General features: G+C 62.4%; 23 protein-coding genes. 18 read left to right on the top strand and 5 right to left on the bottom strand.

Going from position 1 to position 23,724, the window contains the following annotated elements; all coding sequences use genetic code 11:
• Window positions 1-82: 82 nt before the first annotated feature.
• Entirely contained in the window at window positions 83-1,036 is a 954-nt protein-coding gene (locus tag HJB89_RS02355) for a LysR family transcriptional regulator (protein WP_221148830.1), read from the top strand.
• Here the strand turns inward: HJB89_RS02355 and HJB89_RS02350 are convergent, their stop codons facing one another.
• Window positions 1,037-1,375 (bottom strand): cupin domain-containing protein, encoded by a 339-nt coding sequence (locus HJB89_RS02350; RefSeq protein WP_183834382.1) that lies wholly within the window; start codon window positions 1,373-1,375, stop codon window positions 1,037-1,039.
• Between the two features lie 175 nt (window positions 1,376-1,550).
• Here HJB89_RS02350 and HJB89_RS02345 point away from each other — a divergent pair, with 175 nt between their 5' ends.
• The 4 genes from HJB89_RS02345 (at window position 1,551) to HJB89_RS02330 (ending at window position 5,257) form a co-directional block, all read left to right on the top strand.
• Entirely contained in the window at window positions 1,551-2,738 is a 1,188-nt protein-coding gene (locus HJB89_RS02345; RefSeq protein WP_207585594.1) for an acyl-CoA dehydrogenase, read from the top strand.
• Between the two features lie 89 nt (window positions 2,739-2,827).
• Complete coding sequence (locus HJB89_RS02340) at window positions 2,828-3,289, top strand: DUF4126 family protein (RefSeq protein WP_221115673.1); 462 nt, start codon at window positions 2,828-2,830, stop codon at window positions 3,287-3,289.
• A complete protein-coding gene (locus tag HJB89_RS02335; RefSeq protein WP_221131878.1) occupies window positions 3,286-4,647 on the top strand; it encodes an FAD-containing oxidoreductase in 1,362 nt (453 codons plus the stop codon). Before HJB89_RS02340 ends, HJB89_RS02335 begins: the two co-directional genes overlap by 4 nt.
• Before the next feature lie 40 nt (window positions 4,648-4,687).
• The gene (locus HJB89_RS02330) at window positions 4,688-5,257 is read left to right on the top strand and encodes a DedA family protein (protein ID WP_221115671.1); all 570 of its coding nucleotides are present in this window, start codon (window positions 4,688-4,690) and stop codon (window positions 5,255-5,257) included.
• A gap of 15 nt (window positions 5,258-5,272) precedes the next feature.
• Here HJB89_RS02330 and HJB89_RS02325 read toward each other — a convergent pair whose 3' ends face one another.
• Window positions 5,273-6,316, bottom strand: a complete 1,044-nt coding sequence (locus tag HJB89_RS02325) for an NAD(P)-dependent alcohol dehydrogenase (protein ID WP_221139984.1) — start codon at window positions 6,314-6,316, stop codon at window positions 5,273-5,275.
• Window positions 6,317-6,610: 294 nt separating this feature from the next.
• Window positions 6,611-6,766: a hypothetical protein gene (locus tag HJB89_RS02320; protein WP_221131876.1), complete on the bottom strand. Its 156-nt coding sequence runs from the start codon at window positions 6,764-6,766 to the stop codon at window positions 6,611-6,613.
• Between the two features lie 45 nt (window positions 6,767-6,811).
• Between HJB89_RS02320 and HJB89_RS02315 the strand changes: the two genes are divergently transcribed.
• The 8 genes from HJB89_RS02315 to HJB89_RS02280 all read left to right on the top strand — a co-directional run bounded on the left by HJB89_RS02315 (window position 6,812) and on the right by HJB89_RS02280 (window position 16,081).
• Window positions 6,812-7,171 carry a copper resistance protein CopC gene (locus tag HJB89_RS02315; RefSeq protein ID WP_207585589.1) on the top strand — a complete coding sequence of 120 codons (360 nt, stop codon included), beginning with the start codon at window positions 6,812-6,814 and terminating at the stop codon, window positions 7,169-7,171.
• Between the two features lie 299 nt (window positions 7,172-7,470).
• On the top strand, window positions 7,471-7,560 hold the full coding sequence (locus HJB89_RS02310) for a K(+)-transporting ATPase subunit F (protein WP_003547774.1): 90 nt from the start codon (window positions 7,471-7,473) through the stop codon (window positions 7,558-7,560).
• Window positions 7,561-7,627: 67 nt separating this feature from the next.
• Window positions 7,628-9,331: a potassium-transporting ATPase subunit KdpA gene (kdpA, locus tag HJB89_RS02305; protein WP_221115669.1), complete on the top strand. Its 1,704-nt coding sequence runs from the start codon at window positions 7,628-7,630 to the stop codon at window positions 9,329-9,331.
• An 82-nt stretch (window positions 9,332-9,413) separates the two neighbouring features.
• Window positions 9,414-11,474 (top strand): potassium-transporting ATPase subunit KdpB, encoded by a 2,061-nt coding sequence (gene kdpB, locus HJB89_RS02300; protein ID WP_221148828.1) that lies wholly within the window; start codon window positions 9,414-9,416, stop codon window positions 11,472-11,474.
• 22 nt (window positions 11,475-11,496) lie between these two features.
• Window positions 11,497-12,066, top strand: a complete 570-nt coding sequence (gene kdpC, locus HJB89_RS02295) for a potassium-transporting ATPase subunit KdpC (protein WP_221115667.1) — start codon at window positions 11,497-11,499, stop codon at window positions 12,064-12,066.
• Window positions 12,067-12,160: 94 nt separating this feature from the next.
• Window positions 12,161-14,866: a sensor histidine kinase KdpD gene (locus HJB89_RS02290; RefSeq protein WP_207585585.1), complete on the top strand. Its 2,706-nt coding sequence runs from the start codon at window positions 12,161-12,163 to the stop codon at window positions 14,864-14,866.
• Complete coding sequence (locus tag HJB89_RS02285) at window positions 14,866-15,558, top strand: response regulator transcription factor (RefSeq protein WP_207585584.1); 693 nt, start codon at window positions 14,866-14,868, stop codon at window positions 15,556-15,558. Before HJB89_RS02290 ends, HJB89_RS02285 begins: the two co-directional genes overlap by 1 nt.
• A gap of 67 nt (window positions 15,559-15,625) precedes the next feature.
• Window positions 15,626-16,081: a PTS sugar transporter subunit IIA gene (locus HJB89_RS02280; protein WP_221148826.1), complete on the top strand. Its 456-nt coding sequence runs from the start codon at window positions 15,626-15,628 to the stop codon at window positions 16,079-16,081.
• 152 nt (window positions 16,082-16,233) lie between these two features.
• Here HJB89_RS02280 and HJB89_RS02275 read toward each other — a convergent pair whose 3' ends face one another.
• Window positions 16,234-17,250, bottom strand: coding sequence for a porin (locus HJB89_RS02275; protein ID WP_207585582.1), 1,017 nt, complete (start codon window positions 17,248-17,250; stop codon window positions 16,234-16,236).
• 359 nt (window positions 17,251-17,609) lie between these two features.
• Between HJB89_RS02275 and HJB89_RS02270 the strand changes: the two genes are divergently transcribed.
• From HJB89_RS02270 to HJB89_RS02250, 5 genes are all read left to right on the top strand, one after another.
• Entirely contained in the window at window positions 17,610-18,635 is a 1,026-nt protein-coding gene (locus HJB89_RS02270) for a sulfate ABC transporter substrate-binding protein (RefSeq protein ID WP_207585581.1), read from the top strand.
• Between the two features lie 8 nt (window positions 18,636-18,643).
• A complete protein-coding gene (cysT, locus tag HJB89_RS02265; RefSeq protein ID WP_207585580.1) occupies window positions 18,644-19,501 on the top strand; it encodes a sulfate ABC transporter permease subunit CysT in 858 nt (285 codons plus the stop codon).
• Window positions 19,491-20,363 (top strand): sulfate ABC transporter permease subunit CysW, encoded by an 873-nt coding sequence (cysW, locus tag HJB89_RS02260; protein WP_207585579.1) that lies wholly within the window; start codon window positions 19,491-19,493, stop codon window positions 20,361-20,363. The genes cysT and cysW overlap by 11 nt, the downstream gene beginning before the upstream one ends.
• 10 nt (window positions 20,364-20,373) lie before the next feature.
• Window positions 20,374-21,414 carry a sulfate/molybdate ABC transporter ATP-binding protein gene (locus HJB89_RS02255; RefSeq protein WP_221148825.1) on the top strand — a complete coding sequence of 347 codons (1,041 nt, stop codon included), beginning with the start codon at window positions 20,374-20,376 and terminating at the stop codon, window positions 21,412-21,414.
• Between the two features lie 159 nt (window positions 21,415-21,573).
• Complete coding sequence (locus HJB89_RS02250) at window positions 21,574-22,443, top strand: cell wall hydrolase (protein WP_221115666.1); 870 nt, start codon at window positions 21,574-21,576, stop codon at window positions 22,441-22,443.
• A gap of 31 nt (window positions 22,444-22,474) precedes the next feature.
• On the opposite strand, the gene pepT is transcribed toward HJB89_RS02250, so the two are convergent.
• Window positions 22,475-23,707 (bottom strand): peptidase T, encoded by a 1,233-nt coding sequence (gene pepT, locus HJB89_RS02245; RefSeq protein WP_221115665.1) that lies wholly within the window; start codon window positions 23,705-23,707, stop codon window positions 22,475-22,477.
• Window positions 23,708-23,724 lie beyond the last annotated feature (17 nt).

The raw sequence follows: 23,724 nt of genomic DNA, 5'->3' as shown, positions 1-23,724 counted from the left end.
AGGAAATTCCGCCTTGAGGCAACGGGTGATTTACAACTAATTCCAAACAGTATCTGTTCATTTTTGAACAGAGGGGATCGCCATGAACAATCCACCGCAGTTTACTTGGGACGATCTGCAGTTTTTTCTAGCCGTAGCCCGCACTGGACAGCTCTCGACGGCGGCCCGGCAGTTGCGCTCTAGCCATGCCACGGTCTCGCGCCGCATCGACCGGCTGGAATTCACCCTCAAGGTCAAGCTCTTCGAGCGCAATCCGCGCGGCTATGTGCTGACCGCCATGGGCACGCGTTTCATCGAGACAGCCGAGCGGATGGAGCAGGAGATCGAGCGGCTGCGCGCCGATCTCGCCGACGGCTCGATGGCGCAGCGCGGCCTCGTGCGCCTCAGCGCGCCTGAAGGTTTTGCCAATTTCTTCTTCGCGACCGTGCTGCCGCGGTTTGCCGCCCAGCATCCGCACCTGGCGCTGGAACTGGTAACGATCCAGCAGATCATGTCGCTGTCACGCAAGGACGCCGATCTTTCCGTCGTGCTCGACGAGCCGAAGGGCGGGCCTTATTTTGCCGAGAAGCTGACCGACTATCACCTGCAGATCTACGGCTCGCGCGACTATCTGGCAAAGGCGCCTGAGATCACCTGCCGCGAGGACCTGCTCGGCCATCCCTTCGTCAGCTATATCGAGGAAATGATCTTCGCGCCGGGCCTGGATTATCTGAGCGATGTGCATCCGCGCATCAAGCCGCAATTCCAGAGTTCCAGCATCTTCGCGCAGCTCACCGCCACCCGAAACGGCCTCGGCCTCTGCATCCTGCCCTACTTCTTCGCCAGCCGTTATCCCGAGCTCGTGCGCGTGCTGCCCGAGGAAATCGACCTCAAGCGCCAATACTGGATCACCTGCCATCGCGACCTGAAACAGGCGCCGCGCGTTCGCGCCGTCATCGATTTCCTGCGCGAGGCGGTGCGCGGCGAGGATGTGCGCTTCGTGCCGCCCTACGTCACCGCCGCAGGCGCGCCGCGCCGGTCCGAAGCCGAAACTTGACTATTTGAGAAACTCGGCCCGGTGCGGGGTGAATGCATCGATCAGCCGACCCTTTTCCAGCGCCTTGACGCCGTGGACGAGATTGGGGGGCACGATGAAGCTGCCGCCCTGGCGCAGCACCTCAGTCCGGCCGTCGATCGTCACTTCGAAGCTGCCCTCGGCGACATAACTTGCCTGGATGTGCGGATGCGAATGAGCAGCACCGACAGCGCCGCTTTCGAAGGCCACTTCCACCATCATCATCTCAGGCAGATAGGTCATGATGCGCCTGACGACGCCGGGCTCGGGGTTGACCCATTCGGCGCCTTCGGCCGATACGAACAGATCGCTTGACGACATTTCCGTCTCCTCATTCCAGAATCGATCGCCGGCAAAGTGGATCATGCCGACGCTTTTGAAAAGATGGCGGGCGCTGTCTTTTCGATACGGCCGCCTTCTGTTGACGCGGTCGGCTGGCGGGTCTATGCGAGCTTGAGCGAGGCAAGCCTGAGTTCAAGGGTGAGGAGACGCCGACATGCAGCATACGCGCGAGGTTTTCGACTGGGCCGACCCGTTCCGCCTGGTGGAGCAGCTCACCAGCGAGGAGCGCATGGTGCAGGATACGGCCCATGCCTATGCGCAGGAAAAACTTGCGCCCCGCGTTCTCGACGCCTTCCGCAATGAAAAGACCGATCCTCAGATCTTCCGCGAAATGGGCGAACTCGGCCTGCTCGGCCCGACGATCTCGCCTGAGTATGGCGGCGCCGGTCTCGGTTACGTCGCCTACGGCCTGATCGCCCGCGAAGTCGAACGGGTCGATAGCGGTTACCGCTCGATGATGAGCGTGCAGTCCTCGCTGGTCATGGTGCCGATCGAAACATTCGGCTCCGAAGCACAGAAGCTGAAATACCTGCCGAAACTCGCCATCGGCGAATGGATCGGCTGCTTCGGCCTGACCGAACCCGATCACGGCTCCGACCCCGGCTCGATGGCGACACGCGCGAAAAAAGTCGACGGCGGCTACAGCCTCACCGGCTCGAAGACCTGGATATCCAATGCGCCGATCGCCGATATCTTCGTCGTCTGGGCCAAGACCGAGGACGGCCTCATCCGCGGCTTCATCCTCGAAAAGGGCTGGAAAGGGCTTTCGGCTCCCGCCATCCACGGCAAGGTGGGCTTGCGCGCCTCGATCACCGGTGAAGTGGTGATGGACGGGGTCTTCGTGCCCGAGGAAAATCTTCTGCCCGGCGTCACCGGCCTCAAGGGCCCGTTCACCTGCCTGAATTCGGCCCGTTTCGGCATCGCCTGGGGCGCGCTCGGTGCTGCCGAGGATTGTTATGCCAGGGCACGGCAATACACGCTGGAGCGCAAGCAGTTCAGCCGGCCGCTCGCCGCCAACCAACTGATCCAGAAGAAGCTCGCCGACATGGCGGCGGAGATCTCGCTCGGCCTGCAGGGCTGCCTGCGGCTTGGCCGCATGAAGGAGGAAGGCCATCCGCCGGTGGAACTAACCTCGATCCTCAAGCGCAACAGCTGCGGCAAGGCGCTGGAGATTGCGCGCGCCGCCCGCGACATGCTCGGCGGCAACGGCATTTCCGACGAATTCGGCATCGCCCGCCATCTCGTCAATCTCGAAGTGGTCAACACCTATGAGGGTACGCACGACATCCATGCGCTGATCATCGGCCGGGCGATCACCGGCATCGCGGCTTTCGCGAACTAATTCACCGGCCCGTCAAGGCGAATTGCCAGGCGCCTGACAATGTGCAACCTTTCCTCTCGCGGCACAAAGCCGGCAAAGAGGGGGATCGCATGTTTCTGCTTCTTGCATTGCTGATCGGTGTCGTTGCCGGCCTTCGCACCATGACGGCGCCGGCCGCCGTCGCCTGGGGTGCGGCACTTGGCTGGTTCGACGTCTCGCAGACGCCGCTTGCCTTCATGGGTTACAAGTGGACGCCGTGGATCTTCACGGTTCTCGCCGTCGTCGAACTGATCGCCGACCAGTTGCCGTCGACGCCGTCGCGCAAGGTGCCGATGCAGTTCGGCGCCCGCATCGTCGCCGGCGCGCTGGCAGGCGCAACCATCGGTGCGGCCAGCAGCCTGTTGTTCGGCGGGCTGATCGCCGGCGTAATTGGCGCCGTCATCGGCACCTATGGCGGCGCTGCCCTCCGCAGCCGGCTTGCCGCCTCCTTCGGCAAGGACCTGCCAGCCGCCCTCATCGAGGATGCCGTCGCCGTCATCGGCGCGGTGCTGATCGTGGGGGCCGTCGGATGAAAAGCTTCGACGCTATCGTGATCGGCGCCGGCCAGGCCGGCCCGTCGCTTGCCGCCCGCATGGTCGAAAAGGGCATGAAGGTGGCGCTGATCGAGCGAAAATTCCTCGGCGGCACCTGCGTCAATGCCGGCTGCATGCCGACGAAGACGCTGGTCGCCAGCGCCCGCGCCGCCCATGTCGCAAGAAGCGGCGCCGCTTATGGTGTCAGGATCCCCGGCGAGATCGCCGTCGACATGAAGGTGGTCAGAGCCCGCGCCGAAAAAGTCACGATGAATGCCCGCAACGGCCTGATCGACTGGTTGGGCGGCATGGACGGCATGAGCGTAATCTACGGCCATGCCCGGTTCGAGAGCCCCAACACCGTCAGCGTCAATGGCGAGACGCTGACCGCGCCGCGCATGTTCCTCAATGTCGGCGCGCGGCCCGTCGTTCCCGACCTGCCGGGCATCAATGAAATCGATTACCTCACCAGCACCTCGATCATCCATCTCGACACGCTGCCCCGGCATCTCGTGGTGATCGGCGGCAGCTATATCGGGTTGGAATTCGCGCAGATGTATCGCCGCTTCGGCGCCGGGGTCAGCGTCATCGAGCATGGCCCGAAGCTCGCATCGCGCGAGGACGAGGATATATCAGACGCGATCGCCGACATCCTGCGCTCGGAAGGCATCGGCATCCACACCGACGCCGGCAATATCGCCTTCGCCAGAAACGGCAGCGGGGTGAGCGTCACCGCCGGCCCGGCGAAGATCGATGCGAGCCATGTGCTGATCGCCACCGGACGCAAGCCGAACACCGACGATCTCGGCCTCGATGCCGCGGGCGTCATCACCGACAAACGCGGCTTCATCGCGGTCGATGACAGGCTCGCCACCAATATCGAGGGCATCTGGGCGCTCGGCGACTGCAACGGCCACGGCGCTTTCACCCACACCTCCTACAATGATTTCGAGATCGCCGCTGCCAATCTCCTCGACGGCGACGACCGCAAGGTTTCAAGCCGCATCCCGGCCTATGCGCTCTATATCGACCCGCCACTCGGCCGCGTCGGCATGACGGAGAAGCAGGCGCGCGCCTCCGGCCGCAAGATCATGGTATCGACCCGGCCGATGAGCCGGGTTGGCCGCGCCAACGAGCGCGGCGAGACCAAGGGCTTCATGAAGGTGATCGCCGATGCCGAGACCAAGCAGATTCTCGGCGCGGCGATCCTCGGCATCGAGGGCGACGAGGTGATCCACGGCTTGATCGATGCGATGAATGCGGGAACGACCTATCCGGCATTGCAATGGTCGGTACCGATCCATCCGACGGTATCGGAGTTGATTCCAACGCTGCTTGGCGATCTGAAGCCGGTTTAGCTGTGATGTTTGGAAATCGACAGCTGGAGGCGGACCCCGCGTGTCTATCGAACTGCTGATCGAGAATTACGGCCTGCTGGCGATCTTTCTGGGCGCCGCCTTTGAAGGCGAAACGGCCGCGTTCCTTGGCGGCGTGATTTCACACCGCGGGCTGCTGCCCTATTGGTCGGCGTCGCTCGCGGCCACGGCCGGATCTTTCGCCGGCGATCAACTATGGTTCCTCGTCGGTCGTTACGCGGCTAGCTGGAGCCTCGTCCGCCGGCTGAAGGAAAAGCCGGCGCTGGCGCGCGCAACCGCGCTTTTGGAAAAATATCCCACCGGTTTCATTCTTGCATTTCGTTTTCTGGTTGGGCTGCGGACGATCAGCCCCATCGTCATCGGCACGACACGGATACCGACCGGAAAATTCGTCCTCCTGAATGCCGCGGCCGCGCTGGTGTGGGGGCAGCTTTTCACGGCGCTCGGTTACCTGTTCGGACACGGCATCGAACAGATATTAGGCCACCTTCCCCTTCACCGCCATCTGCTGGTCGCAGCCGGAGGCGCGGCTGTCGTCGCAGGCGCGGCTCTGGTCTTTCGCAAAATGAAACTCAGCGCCAGGCGCTCGTAAAGGCGATGAGACGGCCTATTCCATCACGATCTGCAGCTTTACGTCGTTCGGCCGCGCCTCGACGGCGCGATCAAACGCCTTGATCGAATCCTCGAATGTGAAGGTCTCGGAAATCAGCGGTTTCAGGTCGACGCGACCCGAGCCGAGCAGGGCGATCGAGCGCTCATACTGATGCGCGTAGCGGAACACCGTCTCGATGCGGATCTCCTTGGTCGATGCCGTCGAAACGTCGAAGCCGATCGGGTTGACCGGCAGGCCGACGACGACGATGACGCCGCCCGGGCGCGGCAGCGCCATGATCGTCTCCCAGGCCTTCGGTGAGCCGGAGCATTCGAAGACGACATCGGCGCCCCAGCCGTCCGTCAGCCGGCCGACCTCTTCGCTCAGGTTCTTTTCGCGGATATTGACCGGAATGACGCCCTGATATTGCGCGGCGATATCGAGCTTCGGCTGGGCGAGATCGGCGACGATCGCCCGGGCGCAGCCGCCGGCAAGGGCAGCAATCGCCACCATCGTGCCGATCGGCCCGGCGCCGAGGACGACGGCGGTATCGCCGGGTGTAATCTTCGCTTTGCTCGCCGCCTGCATGCCGACGGCGAAGGGCTCGACCATGGCGCCCTCGGCGAAGCTGACATTGTCAGGCAGCTTGAAGGTGTAGTTGGCGGGATGCACGACCTCCGGCGTCAACACGCCATGGACCGGCGGCGTCGCCCAGAAGGTCACCGCCGGATCGATATTGTACATGCCGAGCCGGCTTGCCTTGGAATTCGGATCGGGAATGCCGGGCTCCATGCAGACGCGGTCGCCAACTTTCAGATGCGTGACGCCGGCCCCGACCTCGACGACCGTGCCTGCTGCTTCATGGCCGAGCACCATCGGCGCGTTGACCACGAAGGGGCCGATCTTGCCGTGCGTGTAATAATGCACGTCGGAACCGCAGACACCGACGGTGTGGATCCTGATCTTCACCTCGCCCGGGCCGGTTTCGAGCGGCAGATCGATATCACGAAGCGCAAGCTCATGCTGGCGCTCGAGGACAAGCGCACGGACTTTGGTCATCGTCGGTTTCCTTCCCTATGGCCCCTCGGTTCATCGAGTGCCGTTGAAGCGACTATAAGACGGGAAGGGGCGGCAATTCAATCTTAGAGATTAAGCTTTTGCTCAACATGCGATGAAATGCCCGCCTCTATAATCCGAAAGATTTGTGTTCCAAGACCTCTGTATGATTCCAGCCGAGACCGTCGGAGAGTACATTCTCCATACGAGATCCCGACCATGAGGACAGGCAGAGAGATGAAGAAAGATCCCGATAATGTCGGCGGAAATCGGTCTTGCGGCCTGACGATATCAAGGTCATTGCGGGAATTCTGGCGCCGGCTTGTGGACCCGATTGTCGAACTGCCGAAGGGCCGCCAGCCGCGGCCGGTGCGTGTTGTCGTCGAGACGAGGGATCGAAATCGCCACCGACAGCGTTATTAGCCATGAGCCGGCACGGCGCCACGGAAGCATGATGACTCCGGGCAGATGCGGATCAGCAAGATAAGGAAGACCATCATGAAATCGATCGTGTCATTCTGTCTGTTCGCATCCCTGCTCTTTGCCGCAAGTGGGGCGTCTGCGGCCCTCGAACAAGCATCGCTCCCGCCGCAGCAGGAAGAAAGGGTGGTGCCGGCCAATCTCGCGCTCACCTTCACCGGCCCGGTCAATCTTGCCCGCTCGACGGCCATCCTGTTCGATGCTGAGGGTTTGGCGCTTCCCACCGGCAAGCCATTTCTCTCCGGTCCTGAAGGATCGATCTTCAAGGTCCCGCTCGACCCTGCCATGGCGCCCGGCCTCTATACCATCGACTGGCGTGTCCTCTCGATGGACGGCCGCAGCGCCCAAGGCCAATACCGGTTCCGGATCGATCCTTAGCTCGCTCGCTGAAAAGCATTTATGAGATTTTTATATTGACGGCTCCTTGCTCGTCTCGAACCTTTATGCCCTTCGGTTCCATATTGATCTCCGAGAGATCGAAAAGATCATCTCCACGCCAGAAAGCATGAAAGGCGACCCCCCCAGGGTGTGCGCCCTTTGTCTTGTCTGACTCCAACAAGAACAACAGGAGTCACGATCATGATGGATATCATTCTGCTTGGCACCGCGATCATATTCTTCGCGCTGTGCTTTGCCTACACAAGAGCCTGCGACAGGCTTTGACAGGAGAAACGACGATGACCCTCGATTATGTCTTGAGCGGTGCCGTAACCGTGTTTCTCACTGTCTACCTCACCTACGCTCTGCTTCGCCCGGAACGCTTCTGAAAAGAACTGGCGCTTCTGAGGTCGCGCATGCGACCGAGAAGCAGCCGGGTATTGAAAGTTTACCTCCATGACCCTCAACGGATGGCTTCAGATCCTGCTTTACTGCGGGATCATCCTGGTGCTCGTCAAACCGCTCGGCGGCTACATGACGCGTGTCTTCAGCGGCGAGCGCACTTTCCTGTCACCCGTCCTCGTTCCGATCGAACGGCGACTTTACCGCATGGCCGGCACGGGCGAACGCGAGGAACAGCATTGGACCTCCTATGCCTTTGCCATGCTGCTCTTCAACCTTCTCGGCGTCATCGTGCTTTATGCGCTGCAGCGCCTGCAGGCCGGCCTTCCCTATAATCCGGCCGGCATGGCGGCCGTCCCGCCGGAGCTTTCGTTCAACACCGCCGTCAGTTTCGTCAGCAACACCAACTGGCAGAACTACGGCGGCGAAAGCACGATGTCCTATCTGACCCAGATGGCTGGCTTCACCGTCCAGAACTTCGCCTCCGCGGCGACGGGCATCGCCATCGCACTTGCCTTCATCCGCGCCTTCGCGCGCACGTCGGGCAAGGCCATCGGCAATTTCTGGGTCGATATGACGAGGGCCACCTTCTATGTGCTGCTGCCCATCTGCATCGTGCTGACGCTTGTCTATGTCTATCTCGGCGTGCCGCAGACGCTCGGACCCTATGTCAATGCGACGACGCTCGAAGGCGCGCAGCAGACGATCGCCGTCGGCCCCGTCGCCTCGCAGCTTGCGATCAAGATGCTCGGCACCAATGGCGGCGGCTTCTTCAACGCCAATTCGGCCCATCCCTTCGAAAACCCCGATGCGATCTCCAACCTCATCCAGATGGTTTCGATCTTCGCAATCGGCGCGGCGCTGACCAACGTCTTCGGCCGCATGGTCGGCAACCAGCGCCAGGGCTGGGCGATCCTTGCGACGATGGGCGTGCTGTTCCTCGCCGGCGTCACCGTCACCTATTGGGCGGAAGCCGCTGGTAACCCATCGATGCACGCCTTCGGTCTTGGCGGCGGCAACATGGAAGGCAAGGAAGTCCGCTTCGGCGTCGCCCTGTCTTCGCTGTTTGCGGTCATCACCACCGCCGCCTCCTGCGGCGCGGTCAATGCGATGCACGGCAGCTTCACCGCGCTCGGCGGCCTCGTTCCGTTGATCAACATGCAGCTCGGCGAAGTCATCGTCGGCGGTGTCGGCGCCGGCTTTTACGGTATCCTGCTGTTCATCATCGTCGCCGTCTTCGTCGCCGGCCTGATGGTCGGCCGCACGCCGGAATATCTCGGCAAGAAGATCGAGGCGAAGGAAATGAAGATGGCCGTTCTCGCCATCCTCTGCTTGCCGCTTGCCATGCTGGTTTTCACCGCGATCGCCACGGTGCTGCCGTCCGCCGTCGCCTCGATCGGCACCGCCGGCCCGCATGGCTTCTCCGAAATCCTCTACGCCTATACCTCGGCTGCGGCCAATAACGGCTCGGCTTTCGGCGGGCTGGCAGGCAATACACCCTGGTACAACGTGACGCTCGGCATCGGCATGCTCGCCGGCCGCTTCCTGGTCATCATCCCGGCACTGGCCATCGCCGGCTCGCTGATCGGCAAGAAGACGGTTCCGGCCTCGGCAGGCACTTTCCCCACGGATGGTCCACTCTTCGTCGGGCTGCTCGTCGGCACTATCCTGATCGTCGGCGGCCTGACCTTCTTCCCGGCCTTGGCGCTCGGCCCCGTCGTCGAGCACTTGGTGATGATCGCCGGCCAGACCTTTTGAGGTGATGCCGCAGCGATCCTCACGATTTGACAGGGCTGACCGGCATCCGGTTCGCCATCCTCTTTCCAAGCTGGAGCCTCTTATGAGCCAGGCAAAATCCGCGAGTATCGTCGATAGTCGCATTCTCATTCCGGCCATGGGCGCCGCCTTCAAGAAGCTTGACCCACGGGCACTTGCCAGAAATCCGGTCATGTTCGTCGTGGCCACGGTCTCGGTGCTGACCACCGTGCTTTTCCTGCGCGACCTCGCGGCCGGCAACGGCAATCTCGGCTTCTCCTTCCAGATCAATCTCTGGCTCTGGTTCACCGTGCTGTTTGCCAATTTCGCCGAGGCGGTTGCCGAGGGCCGCGGCAAGGCGCAGGCGGATTCGCTGCGCAAGGCGCGCACCGAGACCCAGGCCAAGCTGCTGACTGCCAACAATGGCAGCGACTACCGCATGGTGCCGGGCACCAGCCTCAAGGTCGGCGACGTCGTGCTCGTCGAGGCTGGCGACATCATTCCCTCGGACGGCGAAGTCATCGAAGGTGTGGCCTCTGTCAACGAGGCGGCGATCACGGGCGAATCCGCCCCCGTCATCCGCGAATCCGGCGGCGACCGCTCGGCGGTGACCGGCGGCACCCAAGTGCTGTCCGACTGGATCCGTGTCCGTATCACCGCGGCGGCCGGCTCGACCTTCATCGACCGTATGATCGCGCTGGTCGAAGGCGCTGAACGCCAGAAGACGCCGAACGAGATCGCGCTCAACATCCTGCTGGCCGGCATGACGCTGATTTTCGTGCTCGCCACCGCGACGATCCCGAGCTTTGCCATCTATGCCGGCGGCTCGATCCCGATCATCGTGCTCGTCGCCCTCTTCGTCACCCTGATCCCGACGACGATCGGCGCGCTGCTGTCGGCAATCGGCATTGCCGGCATGGACCGCCTGGTCCGCTTCAACGTGCTCGCCATGTCCGGCCGCGCCGTCGAGGCCGCCGGCGATGTCGACACGCTGCTGCTCGACAAAACAGGCACGATCACCCTCGGCAATCGCCAGGCGACGAGTTTCCGCCCGGTTCGCGGCGTCTCCGAACAGGATCTCGCCGATGCCGCCCAGCTCGCCTCGCTGGCCGACGAAACGCCTGAGGGACGCTCCATCGTCGTGCTCGCCAAGGAGAAATATGCGATCCGCGGCCGCGACATGGCGAGCCTCAAGGCGACCTTCGTGCCCTTCACCGCCCAGACCCGCATGAGCGGCGTCGATCTTGAAGGCGCCTCGATCCGCAAGGGTGCGGTCGATGCCGTGCTGACCTATGTCAATGGCGACGCGCCTTCAAAGAATGGCAGCGAGGTCGTGCGCGAACTGCAGTCGACCGCCGACGAGGTCGCCAAATCGGGCGGCACGCCGCTGGCCGTTGCCCGCGACGGCAGGCTGCTCGGCGTCATCCAGCTGAAGGACATCGTCAAGGGCGGCATCCGCGAGCGCTTCACCGAGCTGCGCCGCATGGGCATCCGCACCGTGATGATCACAGGCGACAACCCGCTGACGGCAGCCGCCATCGCTGCCGAGGCCGGCGTCGACGACTTCCTTGCCCAGGCGACGCCGGAGATGAAGCTGGCGCTGATGCGCGAGGAACAGGCCAAGGGCAAGCTCGTTGCCATGTGCGGCGACGGCACCAACGATGCGCCGGCGCTCGCCCAGGCCGATGTCGGCGTCGCCATGAACACCGGCACGGTCGCCGCCCGCGAGGCCGGCAACATGGTCGATCTCGACAGCGACCCGACGAAGCTGATCGAGATCGTCGAGATCGGCAAGCAGTTGTTGATGACGCGCGGCGCGCTGACGACGTTTTCGATCGCCAACGACATCGCCAAGTACTTCGCCATCATCCCGGCGATGTTCCTGACCTTCTATCCGCAGCTCCGCGTCCTGAACGTCATGGGGCTTTCGACGCCGCAAAGCGCCATTCTCTCGGCGATCATCTTCAACGCACTGATCATCGTCGCGCTGATCCCGCTGTCGCTGAAAGGTGTGCGCTATCGTCCGATCGGCGCAGGCGCGCTCTTATCGCGCAACCTGCTGATCTACGGCCTCGGCGGCATCATCGTCCCGTTCATCGGCATCAAGGCGATCGACATGGCCGTCGCAGCCCTCGGCCTCGCCTGAAACACTCCAAGGAGTAACAACAATGTTGAAAGAATTTCGCCCGGCCGTCGTCATGATCGTCGCCACCACCGCCATCACCGGGCTTCTTTATCCGCTCGCCATGACCGGTGCTGCCCAAGCCCTCTTTCCCAGCCAGGCGAACGGCAGCCTGATCGAGAAGAACGGTGAGGTGATCGGCTCGGCGCTGATCGGCCAGGCCTTTAGCAGCGACAAGTATTTCCACGGCCGCCCTTCGGCTGCCGGCGACGGCTATAATGCCGCTGCCTCCAGCGGCTCGAACCTCGGCCCGACCAGCAAGAAACTGATCGACCGCGTCAAAGACGATTACGAGACCGCCAAGGCGGCGAACCCGAATTCGGAGGTGCCCGCCGACCTCGTCACCGCGTCGGGCAGCGGCCTCGATCCCGATATTTCGCCGGAGGCGGCCTACTTCCAGGTGACCCGCGTCGCCAAGGCGCGAAGCCTGGACGAGGCCAAGGTCAAGGCGCTGGTCGACGGCGTCGTTCAGGCCCGTGAACTCGGCCTTCTCGGCGAGCCCACCGTCAATGTTCTGGCGTTGAACCAGCGGCTTGATGCTTCTATGACTGAGTGAAGGTAGGCGGGCCACAGCCTTTCCCTCATTGCTGTGCTCGTCACAGCAATGAGGGAAAGTGGAGCAAGCCTCGCCGACATGAAAGACCACACCCATGCCAGACGACAATCGCGACCAGGCCGGCAGGCCATCGCCCGATGCGCTTCTCGAAAAAGCCCGGGCGGAAACGCGCGGCCGTCTGAAGATCTTTCTCGGTGCCGCCCCGGGCGTCGGCAAGACTTACGAGATGCTGATCTCCGGCCGCGCCAAGATCGCCGATGGCCTCGATGTCGTCATCGGCGTCGTCGAGACCCACGGCCGCAAGGAGACCGAGGCGCTCGTCGCCGGTTTCGAAATCATTCCCAGCGTCGAAATCGACTATAGGGGCCGGCTGCTCCAGGAGATGGATCTCGACGGAATCCTCGCCCGCCGGCCTGATCTCGTGCTGGTCGACGAACTCGCCCATAGCAATGCCGAGGGCAGCCGCCATCCGAAACGTTACCTCGACGTCAGGGAATTGCTCGATCGCGGCATCGACGTTTATACGACGCTGAACATCCAGCATGTCGAAAGCCTGAACGACGTCGTCTCGCAAATCACCCGCATCCGCGTGCGCGAGACGGTGCCGGACTCCATCATCGACATTGCCGATGACGTCGAGATCATCGATCTGACGCCGGACGATCTCATTAAGCGTCTGCACGACGGCAAGGTCTACATGCCGCGCACCGCCGAGCGGGCGCTGACCAACTACTTTACCCCCGGCAACCTGACGGCGCTCAGGGAACTGGCGCTGCGCAAGACGGCGCAGCGCGTCGACGACCAACTGCTGACCCACATGCAGGCCCACGCCATCTCAGGCCCCTGGGCGGCGGGCGAACGTGTCCTCGTCTCGGTCGACCATCACCCGCGCTCCGCCTCGCTGGTGCGTTACGCCGCCCGCATGGCCTCGCGGCTGCGCGCCCCCTGGGCGGCCGTCTATATCGAGACCAACCGCTCGATCAATCTCAGCGAAGCCGAGCGCGATACCGTCGCCGCCACCCTGCGCCTTGCTGAACAGCTCGGCGGCGAGGCGATCACCCTTCCCGGCCGCGAGGTGGCCGAAGAACTCGTCCGCCACGCCACCGCCAACAACGTCACCCACATCGTCATCGGCGCCCCGAAGAAGCCGACCTGGCGCGACTGGTGGAACCGCTCGATCACCGACGAACTGATCCGCAAGACAGGCGAGATCAGCGTCCATGTCATCTCAGGCAGCGAGAAGGATGGCACCACCGCGCGCGGGGTCAGGGCGGCCGCCATCGCACCGCCACTGGATTTCAGAGCCTACCTGCTGGCGACCGTCTATGTCGCTATTGCGCTCGGCGTCGGCGTCGTGCTCGACCAGGTGCTTGACGTCCGCAACCTCGCCCTGGTCTTCCTGATGGCGGTGCTGACCTCCGCCGTGCTTCACGGCCTGCGGCCGGCACTTTACAGCTGCATCCTCAGCGCACTGTCCTTCAATTTCTTTTTCCTGCCGCCGCGCTACACGCTGACGATCAGCGATCCGGAAAGCGTGCTGGCCCTGTTCTTCTTCCTCGGCGTCGCCATCATCGCTAGCAACCTGACCGCGACCGTGCAGCGCCAGGCCGCCGCCGCGAGGCAGCGGGCGCGCACGACCGAAGACCTCTATCTCTTCTCGAAAAAGCTCGCCGGCACCGGCACGCTCGACGACGTCCTCTGGGCGACCGCCTTCCAGCTCGCTTCGATGCTGAAGGTCCGCGTCGTGCTGCTGCTGCCGGAAGAGGGCGGCATCGCCGTCAAGGCCGGCTACCCACCCGACGATACGCTCGACGATGCCGATATCGCCGCCGCTCGCTGGGCCTGGGAACACAATCACGCCGCCGGTCGCGGCGCCGATACCCTGCCCGGCGCCAAACGCCTCTACGTACCGCTCAGAACCGGGCGCACCGCCGTCGGCGTCATCGGCCTCGACAGCGACCGCCGCGACGGGCCGCTGCTGACACCCGAGCAGCAGCGGCTGCTCGATGCACTGGCCGACCAGGCGGCCCTTGCCATCGAGCGTGTCCAGCTTGTCGCCGATGTCGATCGGGCAAGGCTCGCGGCCGAAGCCGACCGGCTGCGCTCGGCGCTGCTCACCTCGATCTCGCACGACTTGAAGACACCGCTTGCCGCCATCCTCGGCGCCGCCGGCACGCTGCGCGACTATTTTGCCTCGATGCCGGAGGAGGATCGTAGCGACCTGCTTGCCACCGTCGTCGACGAATCCGAGCGCCTCAACCGCTTCATCGCCAATCTGCTCGATATGACCAAGATCGAATCCGGCGCGATGGAACCGAACCATGCGCTGCATTATGCCGGCGATATCGCCGGCAGCGCACTCCGTCGCGCCGCAAAGATCCTCGAGCGCCACAAAACCGAGATGCATATCCCCGCCGACCTGCCGATGGTGCGTGTCGATCCTGTCCTGTTCGAGCAGGTGATGTTCAACCTGCTCGACAATGCCGCAAAATACGCGCCCGAGGGATCGGTGATCGACATCGGGGGCTGGGCGGATGCCGATTACGTCGTTCTGCAGGTCGTGGACGAAGGCCTGGGCATCCCGCCGGCCGATCTCAACCGTGTGTTCGACACCTTCTATCGTGTGCGCAAGGGCGATCAGGTGCGCGCCGGCACCGGCCTCGGCCTTTCCATCTGCCGCGGCTTCATCGAGGCGATGGGCGGCACGATTACCGCCAGCAACCGGCCGGGCCGCCCAGGCGCGGTCTTCACCATCCGCCTGCCAAAACCCACCGACATTCCGAAACTGGATGAACTTTGATGAGCGGCTCAACCGTCAAAATCCTTGTCGTCGACGATGAGCCTCCGATCCGCAAGCTGCTCCGCGTCGGCCTGACCGCGCAGGGTTACGAGGTACAGGAGGCGGCCAACGCGGCCAACGCCCGTCAGTCGGTCGCCGACGCCATGCCCGACCTCATCGTGCTCGACCTCGGCCTGCCCGATACATCGGGCCACGACCTGCTGCAGGAGTGGCGCGACCAAGGGCATTCCATGCCCATCGTCATCCTTTCCAGCCGCACAGACGAGGCCGGCATCGTCAAGGCGCTGGAAAGCGGGGCCGACGATTACGTCACCAAACCCTTCGGCGTCAACGAACTCGGCGCCCGCATTCGCGTGGCGCTGCGCCACCGCCTGCAGCAGCAGGGCGAAAAGGCGATCTTTCAGACGGGCGGGCTGTCGATCGATCTGGTCAAGCGTATCGTTAAGGTCGACGGCCAGGACATAAAGCTGTCGCCGAAGGAATACGACATCCTGCGGGTGCTCGCCCAGCACGCGGGCAAGGTGCTGACACACCAGTTTCTTCTAAAGCAGGTATGGGGACCGGCGGCGGATGTGCAGTATCTGCGCGTCTACATCAGGCAGCTGCGGCAAAAAGTCGAGCAGATTCCCGACCAGCCGCACTATATCACCACCGAGACCGGCGTCGGCTACCGGCTCAGGGAACCGGACTGAACGCCCTTCCCTCCCGCTGCCCGAACGAACCAGAACAGCATCGAGCCCAGACAGCATAGAGAATGACATGAACCTTCCCAACATCATCCGACCGGAGCACACCTTCTTCGGCGTGTCGGCGCCGACGAAATGGCGCGCGCTGCAGGGTATAGCGGATAAGGCGGCCAAGGCCTTCTCTGTCGACGGCCAGACCATCCTGAAAGCGCTTGAAACGCGCGAGAAGCTCGGCTCCACGGGGATCGGCAACGGTATCGCCATTCCGCATGCGGCGATCGACGGCATGACCAGCCCGCGCGGCCTTCTCCTCCGCTTCGCCCAGCCGCTGGATTTCGAGGCGATCGACGATATCCCGACCGACATCGCCTTCGTGCTGCTCTTCGGGGAAAACAATCGCGGTGAATATCTGAACGTGCTTTCCGCCATCGCCCGGCGGCTGCAATCGGACGGCGTGCTTGCCGCCATGCGCAAGGCAAGGACGGTCGACGAATTCTATTCCGATTTCATCGCCGATTCCAGGGTATGAAAAAGGCGCGGCCCAAAGGTCGCGCCTCCTCGTCTGCAATCAGACTATCTTAGAGCGCCGCGCGTCCGAAAGGACGCGCTAAGGACGCTCTAACGCTTTGAACTGGCGCATAATCCTTTCCGAAAATCGATGACGATTTTCGGGGTTATGCGCTAGAAATCGCGCTGGAAGCGCAGGAAGCCGAACACTTCGTCGTCGCCTTCGTCCTCATCGTGATATTGCACGCTGAGCTTCGTCCTGAGGTCGTCAACGATACGGTAGTCGATCGTGACGCCGGTGGTGTAGGCGCTGCCGCCGCTGAAGCCGTTGCCGTCAGCGTCGAGAGCGATATTTTCGAAGTACTGGAAGCCGGGGGTGACCGACCACTTATCATTGATCTTCAAGGCGTATTCTGCTGCGATCGTCCATTCGGACTCTTCGTAGTAGTAGTTGGCGCCGCTTGCCCATACGCCGGCAATGCCGAGCGTGCCCGGGCCGATGTCGGCATAAACGATGCCACGGACCGCGACTTCGCTGGTGTCGGTGTCATAACCGGCAAGCAGGTAAGCACTGATGGCGCCGGCTTTGTAGGAGACCTGGCCTGCGACACCAAAATTGTTCGGACCGTCGCCCGGCTTGGTGGCGTAGTCGTCTTCCAGTTCGTCGACCGAGATGCCGGCGGCGAAAGCGCCGGACTCGTACTGATAACGGATCGAGTTGTGGGTCGTCTCGTTGCTGGCGAGCGTATCGGTCTCGCCGCTCATGTCGTCATCCCACCAGCTGTACAGCTTACCGACGCGGAATCCGGCAATATCGATATAGCCTTCATCCAGCAATGCTTCCTGGTCGGTGGCATTGTCGACATTGTAACGCAGCGTGATGACGCCGGTGAGCGTACCGTACTCGGTGTCGTTCTTGGCCTGGAAGGTGACCTGACCGCGAGTCCAGAAGTCTACGTCGGAATCGCCGGAGATCTGCTTACCGAAGCGCACTTCGGTACGAATGTAGCCGCCGATCGAAAGGCATGTTTCCGTCCCCGGAATATAAAAATAGCCGGTACCGTAGGCGTCGCAAACGCGAACATATTCCACGGGCTCGGGTTCCGCCGCCACGATGGCGTCGGCTGCGCGGGCTCCGGAGGCCGCGGCAAGGGCGGCAACGGAGGCAAAAAGGATAGTTCTGATATTCATTTTGAATGGCCCTAACAGGTTTGGAATGCGAGGCGCATTTCAAGGGATGCCCCCACGTAGCGGTCGGAGAATACGACCGCACGGGGGCCATATAGGAATCCGCAAGTGTCATCGCGGCAAAATCTGGGCAAAAATCAGCAGCACCACGGCGCTTTAGTGGAGGAACTGTGGCGAAAAAAACACGGTCCCGCGGCCGACGGCGGCGGCAACGAATTGGCCGCGGCCAACTTCGACACGTCTATTTCAAAATCACCCCTCAAATGGAATGACATTCTAACGGCAGGGCCGGAACCGGAAGAACCTTTGTTTCATTATACGACTGACTTGATAGAGTTAAGACAGAAAACAGGAGGGTTCCCATGCAGACACAACGGCTCACCCGGCTCCTCGCGGCCGCGGTCATGGCGGGCAGCTTCGCGATCGGGAGCATTGCTCCCGCTTTCGCGGATCAGACGCTGCTCAACGTTTCCTATGATCCGACTCGCGAATTGTATAAGGATTTCAATGCTGCCTTTGCTGCCAAGTGGCAAAAGGACAGCGGTGAAACCGTGACGATCCAAGCCTCGCATGGCGGTTCCGGCGCCCAGGCCCGCTCCGTCATCGACGGTCTCGACGCCGACGTCGTCACCCTGGCGCTCGAAGGTGATATCGACGCCATCGCCAAGGCGACCGGCAAGATCCCGGCCGACTGGAAGACAAAATTCCCCAATAATTCGACGCCCTATACGTCGACGATCGTCTTCCTCGTGCGCAAGGGCAACCCGAAGGGCATCAAGGATTGGGGCGACCTGGTCAAGGACGACGTGCAGGTCATCACCCCGAACCCGAAGACATCGGGCGGCGCCCGCTGGAACTTCCTCGCTGCCTGGGCATGGGCCAAACAGGCGAATGGCGGCGACGAAGCCAAGGCGCAGGATTATGTTGCGAAACTGCTGCAGCACGTTCCAGTTCTCGACACCGGCGCGCGCGGCGCCACGACCACCTTCGTCCAGCGCGGCCTCGGCGACGTGCTGCTTGCCTGGGAAAATGAAGCCTATCTTTCGCTCGAAGAACTCGGTCCCGACCAGTTCGAGATCGTGACGCCGAGCTTCTCGATCCGCGCCGACCCGCCGGTTGCCATCGTCGACGGCAATGTCGACAAGAAGGGTACACGGAAGGTCGCCGAAGCCTATCTCAACTACCTTTATTCGGACGAAGGCCAGAAGATCGCCGCCAAGCACTATTACCGGCCGATCAAGCCGGAAGCCGCCGATCCGGCCGACATAGCCCGCTTCCCGAAGCTGACGCTCGCGACCATCGACGACTTCGGCGGCTGGAAAGAAGCGCAGCCGAAATTCTTCGGCGACGGCGGGGTATTTGACCAGATCTACAAGCCGGCCCAATAATAGACTTCATGAAAGCACATAGCCCCACGCGGTGGCGGTTCAGGCGGCCGAGCGTCATTCCGGGTTTCGGAATGACGCTCGGCTTTACCTTGACCTGGCTCACCCTTCTGATCCTCATCCCGCTCTCGGGCCTTGCCGTCCGGTCGAGCGCGCTCGGCTGGGAGAAATTCTGGTCGATCGCGCTCGATCCGCGCACGCTGAACGCGCTGCGCATCAGCTTCGGCAGCGCCTTCATCGCCGCGATCGTCAATGCCGTCTTCGGCGTCCTGCTTGCCTGGGTGCTGGTGCGCTACCGCTTTCCCGGCAAACGCATCATCGATGCCATGGTCGACCTTCCCTTCGCGCTGCCGACCGCCGTTGCCGGCATCGCACTGACGACGCTTTATGCGCCGAATGGCTGGATCGGCCAGTTTCTGACGCCGCTCGGCATCAAGATCGCCTTCACCCCGGCCGGCATCGTCGTGGCGCTGATCTTCGTCGGCCTGCCGTTCGTGGTGCGCACGGTGCAACCGGTCATGGAGGAAATCGACAAGGAGGTCGAGGAAGCAGCCGCAACGCTCGGCGCCAATCGCTTCCAGACGATTTTCCGCGTGCTGCTGCCGGGGCTGGCGCCTGCCGCGCTCACCGGCTTTGCGCTCGCCTTTGCCCGCGGCGTCGGCGAATACGGCTCGGTCATCTTCATCGCCGGCAACCTGCCGTTCAAATCGGAGATCGCACCGCTTTTGATCATCATCAAACTCGAAGAGTATAATTACGCGGCAGCGACCGGCATTGCGGCGATCATGCTGATCATCTCGTTCGCCATGCTGCTCGTCATCAACCTCATCCAGAGCTGGAGCAGGCGGAGGTACGGCTATGGCGCTTGAGTCAACCGTTCAACCGGTCAAGCTGCGTTCGGTGACCACCGAAAACCGGATCGCGCGCCGCACGCTGATCATCGTCTCGATGGTCTTCCTGCTGCTGATACTGCTGCTGCCGCTCGCGGCCGTCTTCGTCGAGGCCTTCCGCAAGGGTGCCGGCCCGTTCCTCCAGGCGCTCGCAGACGCCGAGACCTTCTCGGCGATCCGCCTGACACTGATCGTTGCCGGCGTCAGCGTTCCCCTCAACCTCGTCTTCGGGGTCACCGCCGCCTGGGCGATCGCCAAGTTCGAGTTCAAGGGCAAGGCCTTTCTGACGACGCTGATCGACATGCCCTTCTCGGTCTCACCCGTCATATCGGGCCTGGTCTTCGTGCTGTTGTTCGGCGCCAATACCTGGCTCGGCCAGTGGCTCAGCGCTCATGACATCAAGATCCTGTTTGCGGTGCCGGGGTTGATCCTCGCCACCATGTTCGTCACCTTCCCCTTCGTCGCCCGCGAGCTGATCCCGCTGATGCAGGAACAAGGAACGGCCGACGAAGAGGCAGCCCTTTCGCTCGGCGCCAGCGGCTGGCAGACCTTCTGGCACGTGACGCTGCCGAATATCAAATGGGGCCTGCTCTACGGGGTGCTGCTCTGCAACGCCCGCGCCATGGGCGAGTTCGGCGCCGTCTCGGTGGTGTCAGGCCACATCCGCGGCCAGACAAACACCATGCCGCTGCAGGTGGAGATCCTCTATAACGAGTATAATTTCACCGGCGCTTTTGCCGTCGCCACACTTTTGGCCTTGCTGGCGCTCGTCACTCTTGTTTTGAAGACGCTGCTGGAAATGCGCTATAGCGCTGAAATCGCCGCCAGCCGGCGGCACTGAAGGATTTGGAATGGAAGTACGCGTTCAAAACATCCGCAAGGAATTCGATCGTTTTCCGGCGCTGCACGATGTCTCGCTCGACATCCGCTCCGGCGAGCTCATCGCACTGCTCGGCCCTTCGGGCTCCGGCAAGACGACATTGCTGCGGCTGATCGCCGGCCTCGAAAGCCCAACGGAGGGTCTGATCTTCTTCGGCGACGAGGACGCCTCGAAGAAAACCGTTCAGCAGCGCAATATCGGCTTCGTCTTCCAGCACTATGCTCTGTTCCGCTACATGACGGTGCTCGACAATGTCTCCTTCGGCCTGAAGGTCAGGAACAGCGCACGGCGGCCCACCAAGGCCGATATCCGCAAGCGAGCGCTGGAACTGCTCGACCTCGTCCAGCTTTCCGGTCTCGAAAAACGCTACCCCGCCCAGCTTTCCGGCGGTCAGCGCCAGCGTGTGGCGCTTGCCCGCGCCATGGCCGTCGAGCCGAACGTGCTGCTGCTCGACGAGCCCTTCGGGGCGCTCGACGCCCAGGTGCGCAGGGATCTGCGTAAATGGCTGCGCGATATCCATGACCGCACCGGTCACACCACCGTCTTCGTTACCCACGACCAGGACGAGGCCCTGGAGCTTGCCGACCGCGTCGTCGTCATGAGCCAGGGGGCGATCGAACAGGTCGGCACGCCGGATGAGGTCTACGACAACCCGAATTCTCCCTTCGTCTTCGGCTTCATCGGCCAGTCGAACTGCCTGCAGGTCGAAATCTCCGATGGTGACATCCGCTTTGAAGGCCGTTCGCTCGGCCTCAATGCCGATAGTGAGCCGGAGGGCCCTGCGCAGCTCTACTTCCGCCCGCATGACGTCAGGCTCTGCGAATCGGCTGAAAACTGCATTGCCGGCCAGCCGGTTTCCAGCCGCCGCGTGGCCGGTACCCGCCATATCGAATTGGATATCGGCAATGACCGCCCGCATATCGAGATCGAGCTGCCGCCGAGCGAGGCCGACAGGCTCGACCGCAACCGCGTGGCCTTCAAGCCGACCCGCTGGAAGCTGTTCCGCAGCTGATGGAGGTTGTCGCCAATGACCCGGCTCCTTGCAGGACTCTCATGTCGCGAGAGTCCATTTGGCTTTTTGTGATCTATGGTTGTTTGTATTTTAGTCACATGACGAGTAAAAGATTTTCACGATAAAAAGTAGGACTAATCCCACAGGAGGCACCTGGCGTTGAGGGCGGAGATTTCCTTTGGAAAATCCCTGATCGGGATTTTGTTCGCAGGGCTGGCGGCCGCAGGCTGCACGACGACATCGAAACCGGCGGCAACGTCGGCGAAGACCAAGCAGGTTCACGCGGCGAAGGTCACTTTCAATTATACGACCAAGGATCGCGACTGCCTGCAGCGCGCGATGTATTTCGAATCGCAGCATTCGGATGAGGACGGCTATATGGCTGTCGGAACCGTCGTCATGAACCGGCTCACCTCCGGCGCCTATCCTCCTTCGATCTGCGGCGTCGTCGCCCAGGAAAAGCAGTTTGCGCCCGGCGTGATGACGCGCGAAGTCAAGCCGCAGGCCGAAACCGAGCTGGCGACCGCCGCCGACGCGATCCTGAAGGGCGCACGCCATCCGGCGGTGAAGGATGCAATGTTCTTCCACACCGACGGGCTGAAATTCCCCTACAACAACATGCATTATGTGACGGTCGCCGGCGGCAACGCCTTCTACGAGAAGCGCGACTCCGACGGCATGCTCGAGACACCGCCGCCGCTGCCCGCCTATGAGGTGGCGATGAATTATGTACCGGGCGAAAGCATGCTGCCGCCGCAATTCGAGGCGCTGATCCCCTCGGCTGTTCCCGTTCCTCTCCCGGCTCCGGATCCGTTGGCGACGGCGAGCACGATATCGGCGATAAATATGGCGCCCACAGCACGTATGGCGCCCATCGCAAATCCCATGCCGATGCAGATCACCGCACCGGTGACTTCGCCGGAAACCTCGATCGAACCCGACCCGGGAATGCCGATCGCGATCCCCATTCCCCGCCCCGCCTATGACAGCGTCATGCTGCGCGGCAGCATTGCAGCGAACGGCGGCTAAACCAGTTTCGATTTTGAAGTGAACGCGTGCCTTAAGCGCGCTCTTCCCAGACCCTGGCAAGCTCGACGATCGTCTTGACTGCCTTTTCCATATCCTGGCGGCTGACCCATTCGAGCGGCGAGTGGAAGGCGTGGCCGCCGGCGAAGATGTTTGGGCATGGCAGACCCATGAAGGAGAGGCGCGAGCCGTCGGTGCCGCCGCGGATGCTGCCGCGCACTGGCGTCATGTCGGCCCGGCGCACCGCTTCGATGGCGTTGTCGACGATTTGCGGGTGGCGGTCGAGCACCACCTTCATGTTGCGATACTGCTCCTTGACCTGGAAATGATAGGTCGAGCCGGGATAGCCAGCCATGACCTCCTTGACGATGGCTTCGAGCATGGCTTCCTTTTCCACCAGCCCCTTGTCGGTGAAGTCGCGAATGATGAGGCTGAGCGACGCCTTCTCCATCGAGCCGGTCACCCCTGTCGCATGGATGAAACCCTGCTTTCCCTCGGTGGTCTCGGGCGCCATCTCCCTCGGCAGCCGGTCGATGATGGCGCCGGCGATCTTGATGGCGTTCTCCATACGATCCTTGGCGAAACCCGGATGGATCGCCACGCCTGCTATGCCGATCTCCACACCATCGGCCGAGAAGGTCTCGTCCTCGATATGGCCGGCGGTCTCGCCGTCCATCGTATAGGCAAAGTCGGCGCCGAGTTTCCTGAGGTCGACCTTGTTGACGCCGCGCCCGACCTCTTCGTCGGGCGTGAACAGGATTTTGATCGTCCCGTGCCGGAGAGCTGGATTGTCGACAAGGAACTGGGCCGCGGTCATGATTTCCGCCAGTCCCGCCTTGTCGTCGGCGCCGAGCAATGTCGTGCCATCGGTCGTGACGATGTCGTTGCCGATCTGATTGTTCAGCTCGGGATGCTCGGAAACGCGGATGACCCGGCTTGCATCGCCGGCAAGCCTGATATCCCCACCAGCATAGTTCCGGATGATCTGCGGCTTGACATTCGTGCCGCTGAAATCGGGCGCCGTATCCATGTGCGAGCAGAAACAGATAACCGGCACCGTCTTGTCGCTATTTCCAGGAATGGTCGCGTAGACATAACCGTGTTCATCGAGATGCGCGTCGGCAAGGCCGATCTTCAGCAGTTCATCGACCAGAACCCGGCCGAGATCCTTCTGTTTTTCGGTGGTCGGCTGCGTCGACGAGGCAGGATCGGATTGCGTGTCGATAACGACATAGCGGAGAAAGCGGTCGAGAACGGTATCGGTCATGGCATCCAATCCAGAAA

The organism is Rhizobium sp. NZLR8 (assembly GCF_019685025.1).
In the GTDB taxonomy this organism is placed as follows: Bacteria; Pseudomonadota; Alphaproteobacteria; order Rhizobiales; family Rhizobiaceae; genus Rhizobium.
This window is presented reverse-complemented; position numbering and strand designations above follow the sequence as displayed.

Coding starts and splice junctions, on each gene's coding strand:
- HJB89_RS02355 (WP_221148830.1), top strand. CDS start 83: ATGAACAATCCACCGCAGTTTACTTGGGACGATCTGCAGTTTTTTCTA.
- HJB89_RS02350 (WP_183834382.1), bottom strand. CDS start 1,375: ATGTCGTCAAGCGATCTGTTCGTATCGGCCGAAGGCGCCGAATGGGTC.
- HJB89_RS02345 (WP_207585594.1), top strand. CDS start 1,551: ATGCAGCATACGCGCGAGGTTTTCGACTGGGCCGACCCGTTCCGCCTG.
- HJB89_RS02340 (WP_221115673.1), top strand. CDS start 2,828: ATGTTTCTGCTTCTTGCATTGCTGATCGGTGTCGTTGCCGGCCTTCGC.
- HJB89_RS02335 (WP_221131878.1), top strand. CDS start 3,286: ATGAAAAGCTTCGACGCTATCGTGATCGGCGCCGGCCAGGCCGGCCCG.
- HJB89_RS02325 (WP_221139984.1), bottom strand. CDS start 6,316: ATGACCAAAGTCCGTGCGCTTGTCCTCGAGCGCCAGCATGAGCTTGCG.
- HJB89_RS02320 (WP_221131876.1), bottom strand. CDS start 6,766: ATGCTTCCGTGGCGCCGTGCCGGCTCATGGCTAATAACGCTGTCGGTG.
- HJB89_RS02315 (WP_207585589.1), top strand. CDS start 6,812: ATGAAATCGATCGTGTCATTCTGTCTGTTCGCATCCCTGCTCTTTGCC.
- HJB89_RS02310 (WP_003547774.1), top strand. CDS start 7,471: ATGACCCTCGATTATGTCTTGAGCGGTGCCGTAACCGTGTTTCTCACT.
- kdpA (WP_221115669.1), top strand. CDS start 7,628: ATGACCCTCAACGGATGGCTTCAGATCCTGCTTTACTGCGGGATCATC.
- kdpB (WP_221148828.1), top strand. CDS start 9,414: ATGAGCCAGGCAAAATCCGCGAGTATCGTCGATAGTCGCATTCTCATT.
- kdpC (WP_221115667.1), top strand. CDS start 11,497: ATGTTGAAAGAATTTCGCCCGGCCGTCGTCATGATCGTCGCCACCACC.
- HJB89_RS02290 (WP_207585585.1), top strand. CDS start 12,161: ATGCCAGACGACAATCGCGACCAGGCCGGCAGGCCATCGCCCGATGCG.
- HJB89_RS02285 (WP_207585584.1), top strand. CDS start 14,866: ATGAGCGGCTCAACCGTCAAAATCCTTGTCGTCGACGATGAGCCTCCG.
- HJB89_RS02280 (WP_221148826.1), top strand. CDS start 15,626: ATGAACCTTCCCAACATCATCCGACCGGAGCACACCTTCTTCGGCGTG.
- HJB89_RS02275 (WP_207585582.1), bottom strand. CDS start 17,250: ATGAATATCAGAACTATCCTTTTTGCCTCCGTTGCCGCCCTTGCCGCG.
- HJB89_RS02270 (WP_207585581.1), top strand. CDS start 17,610: ATGCAGACACAACGGCTCACCCGGCTCCTCGCGGCCGCGGTCATGGCG.
- cysT (WP_207585580.1), top strand. CDS start 18,644: ATGAAAGCACATAGCCCCACGCGGTGGCGGTTCAGGCGGCCGAGCGTC.
- cysW (WP_207585579.1), top strand. CDS start 19,491: ATGGCGCTTGAGTCAACCGTTCAACCGGTCAAGCTGCGTTCGGTGACC.
- HJB89_RS02255 (WP_221148825.1), top strand. CDS start 20,374: ATGGAAGTACGCGTTCAAAACATCCGCAAGGAATTCGATCGTTTTCCG.
- pepT (WP_221115665.1), bottom strand. CDS start 23,707: ATGACCGATACCGTTCTCGACCGCTTTCTCCGCTATGTCGTTATCGAC.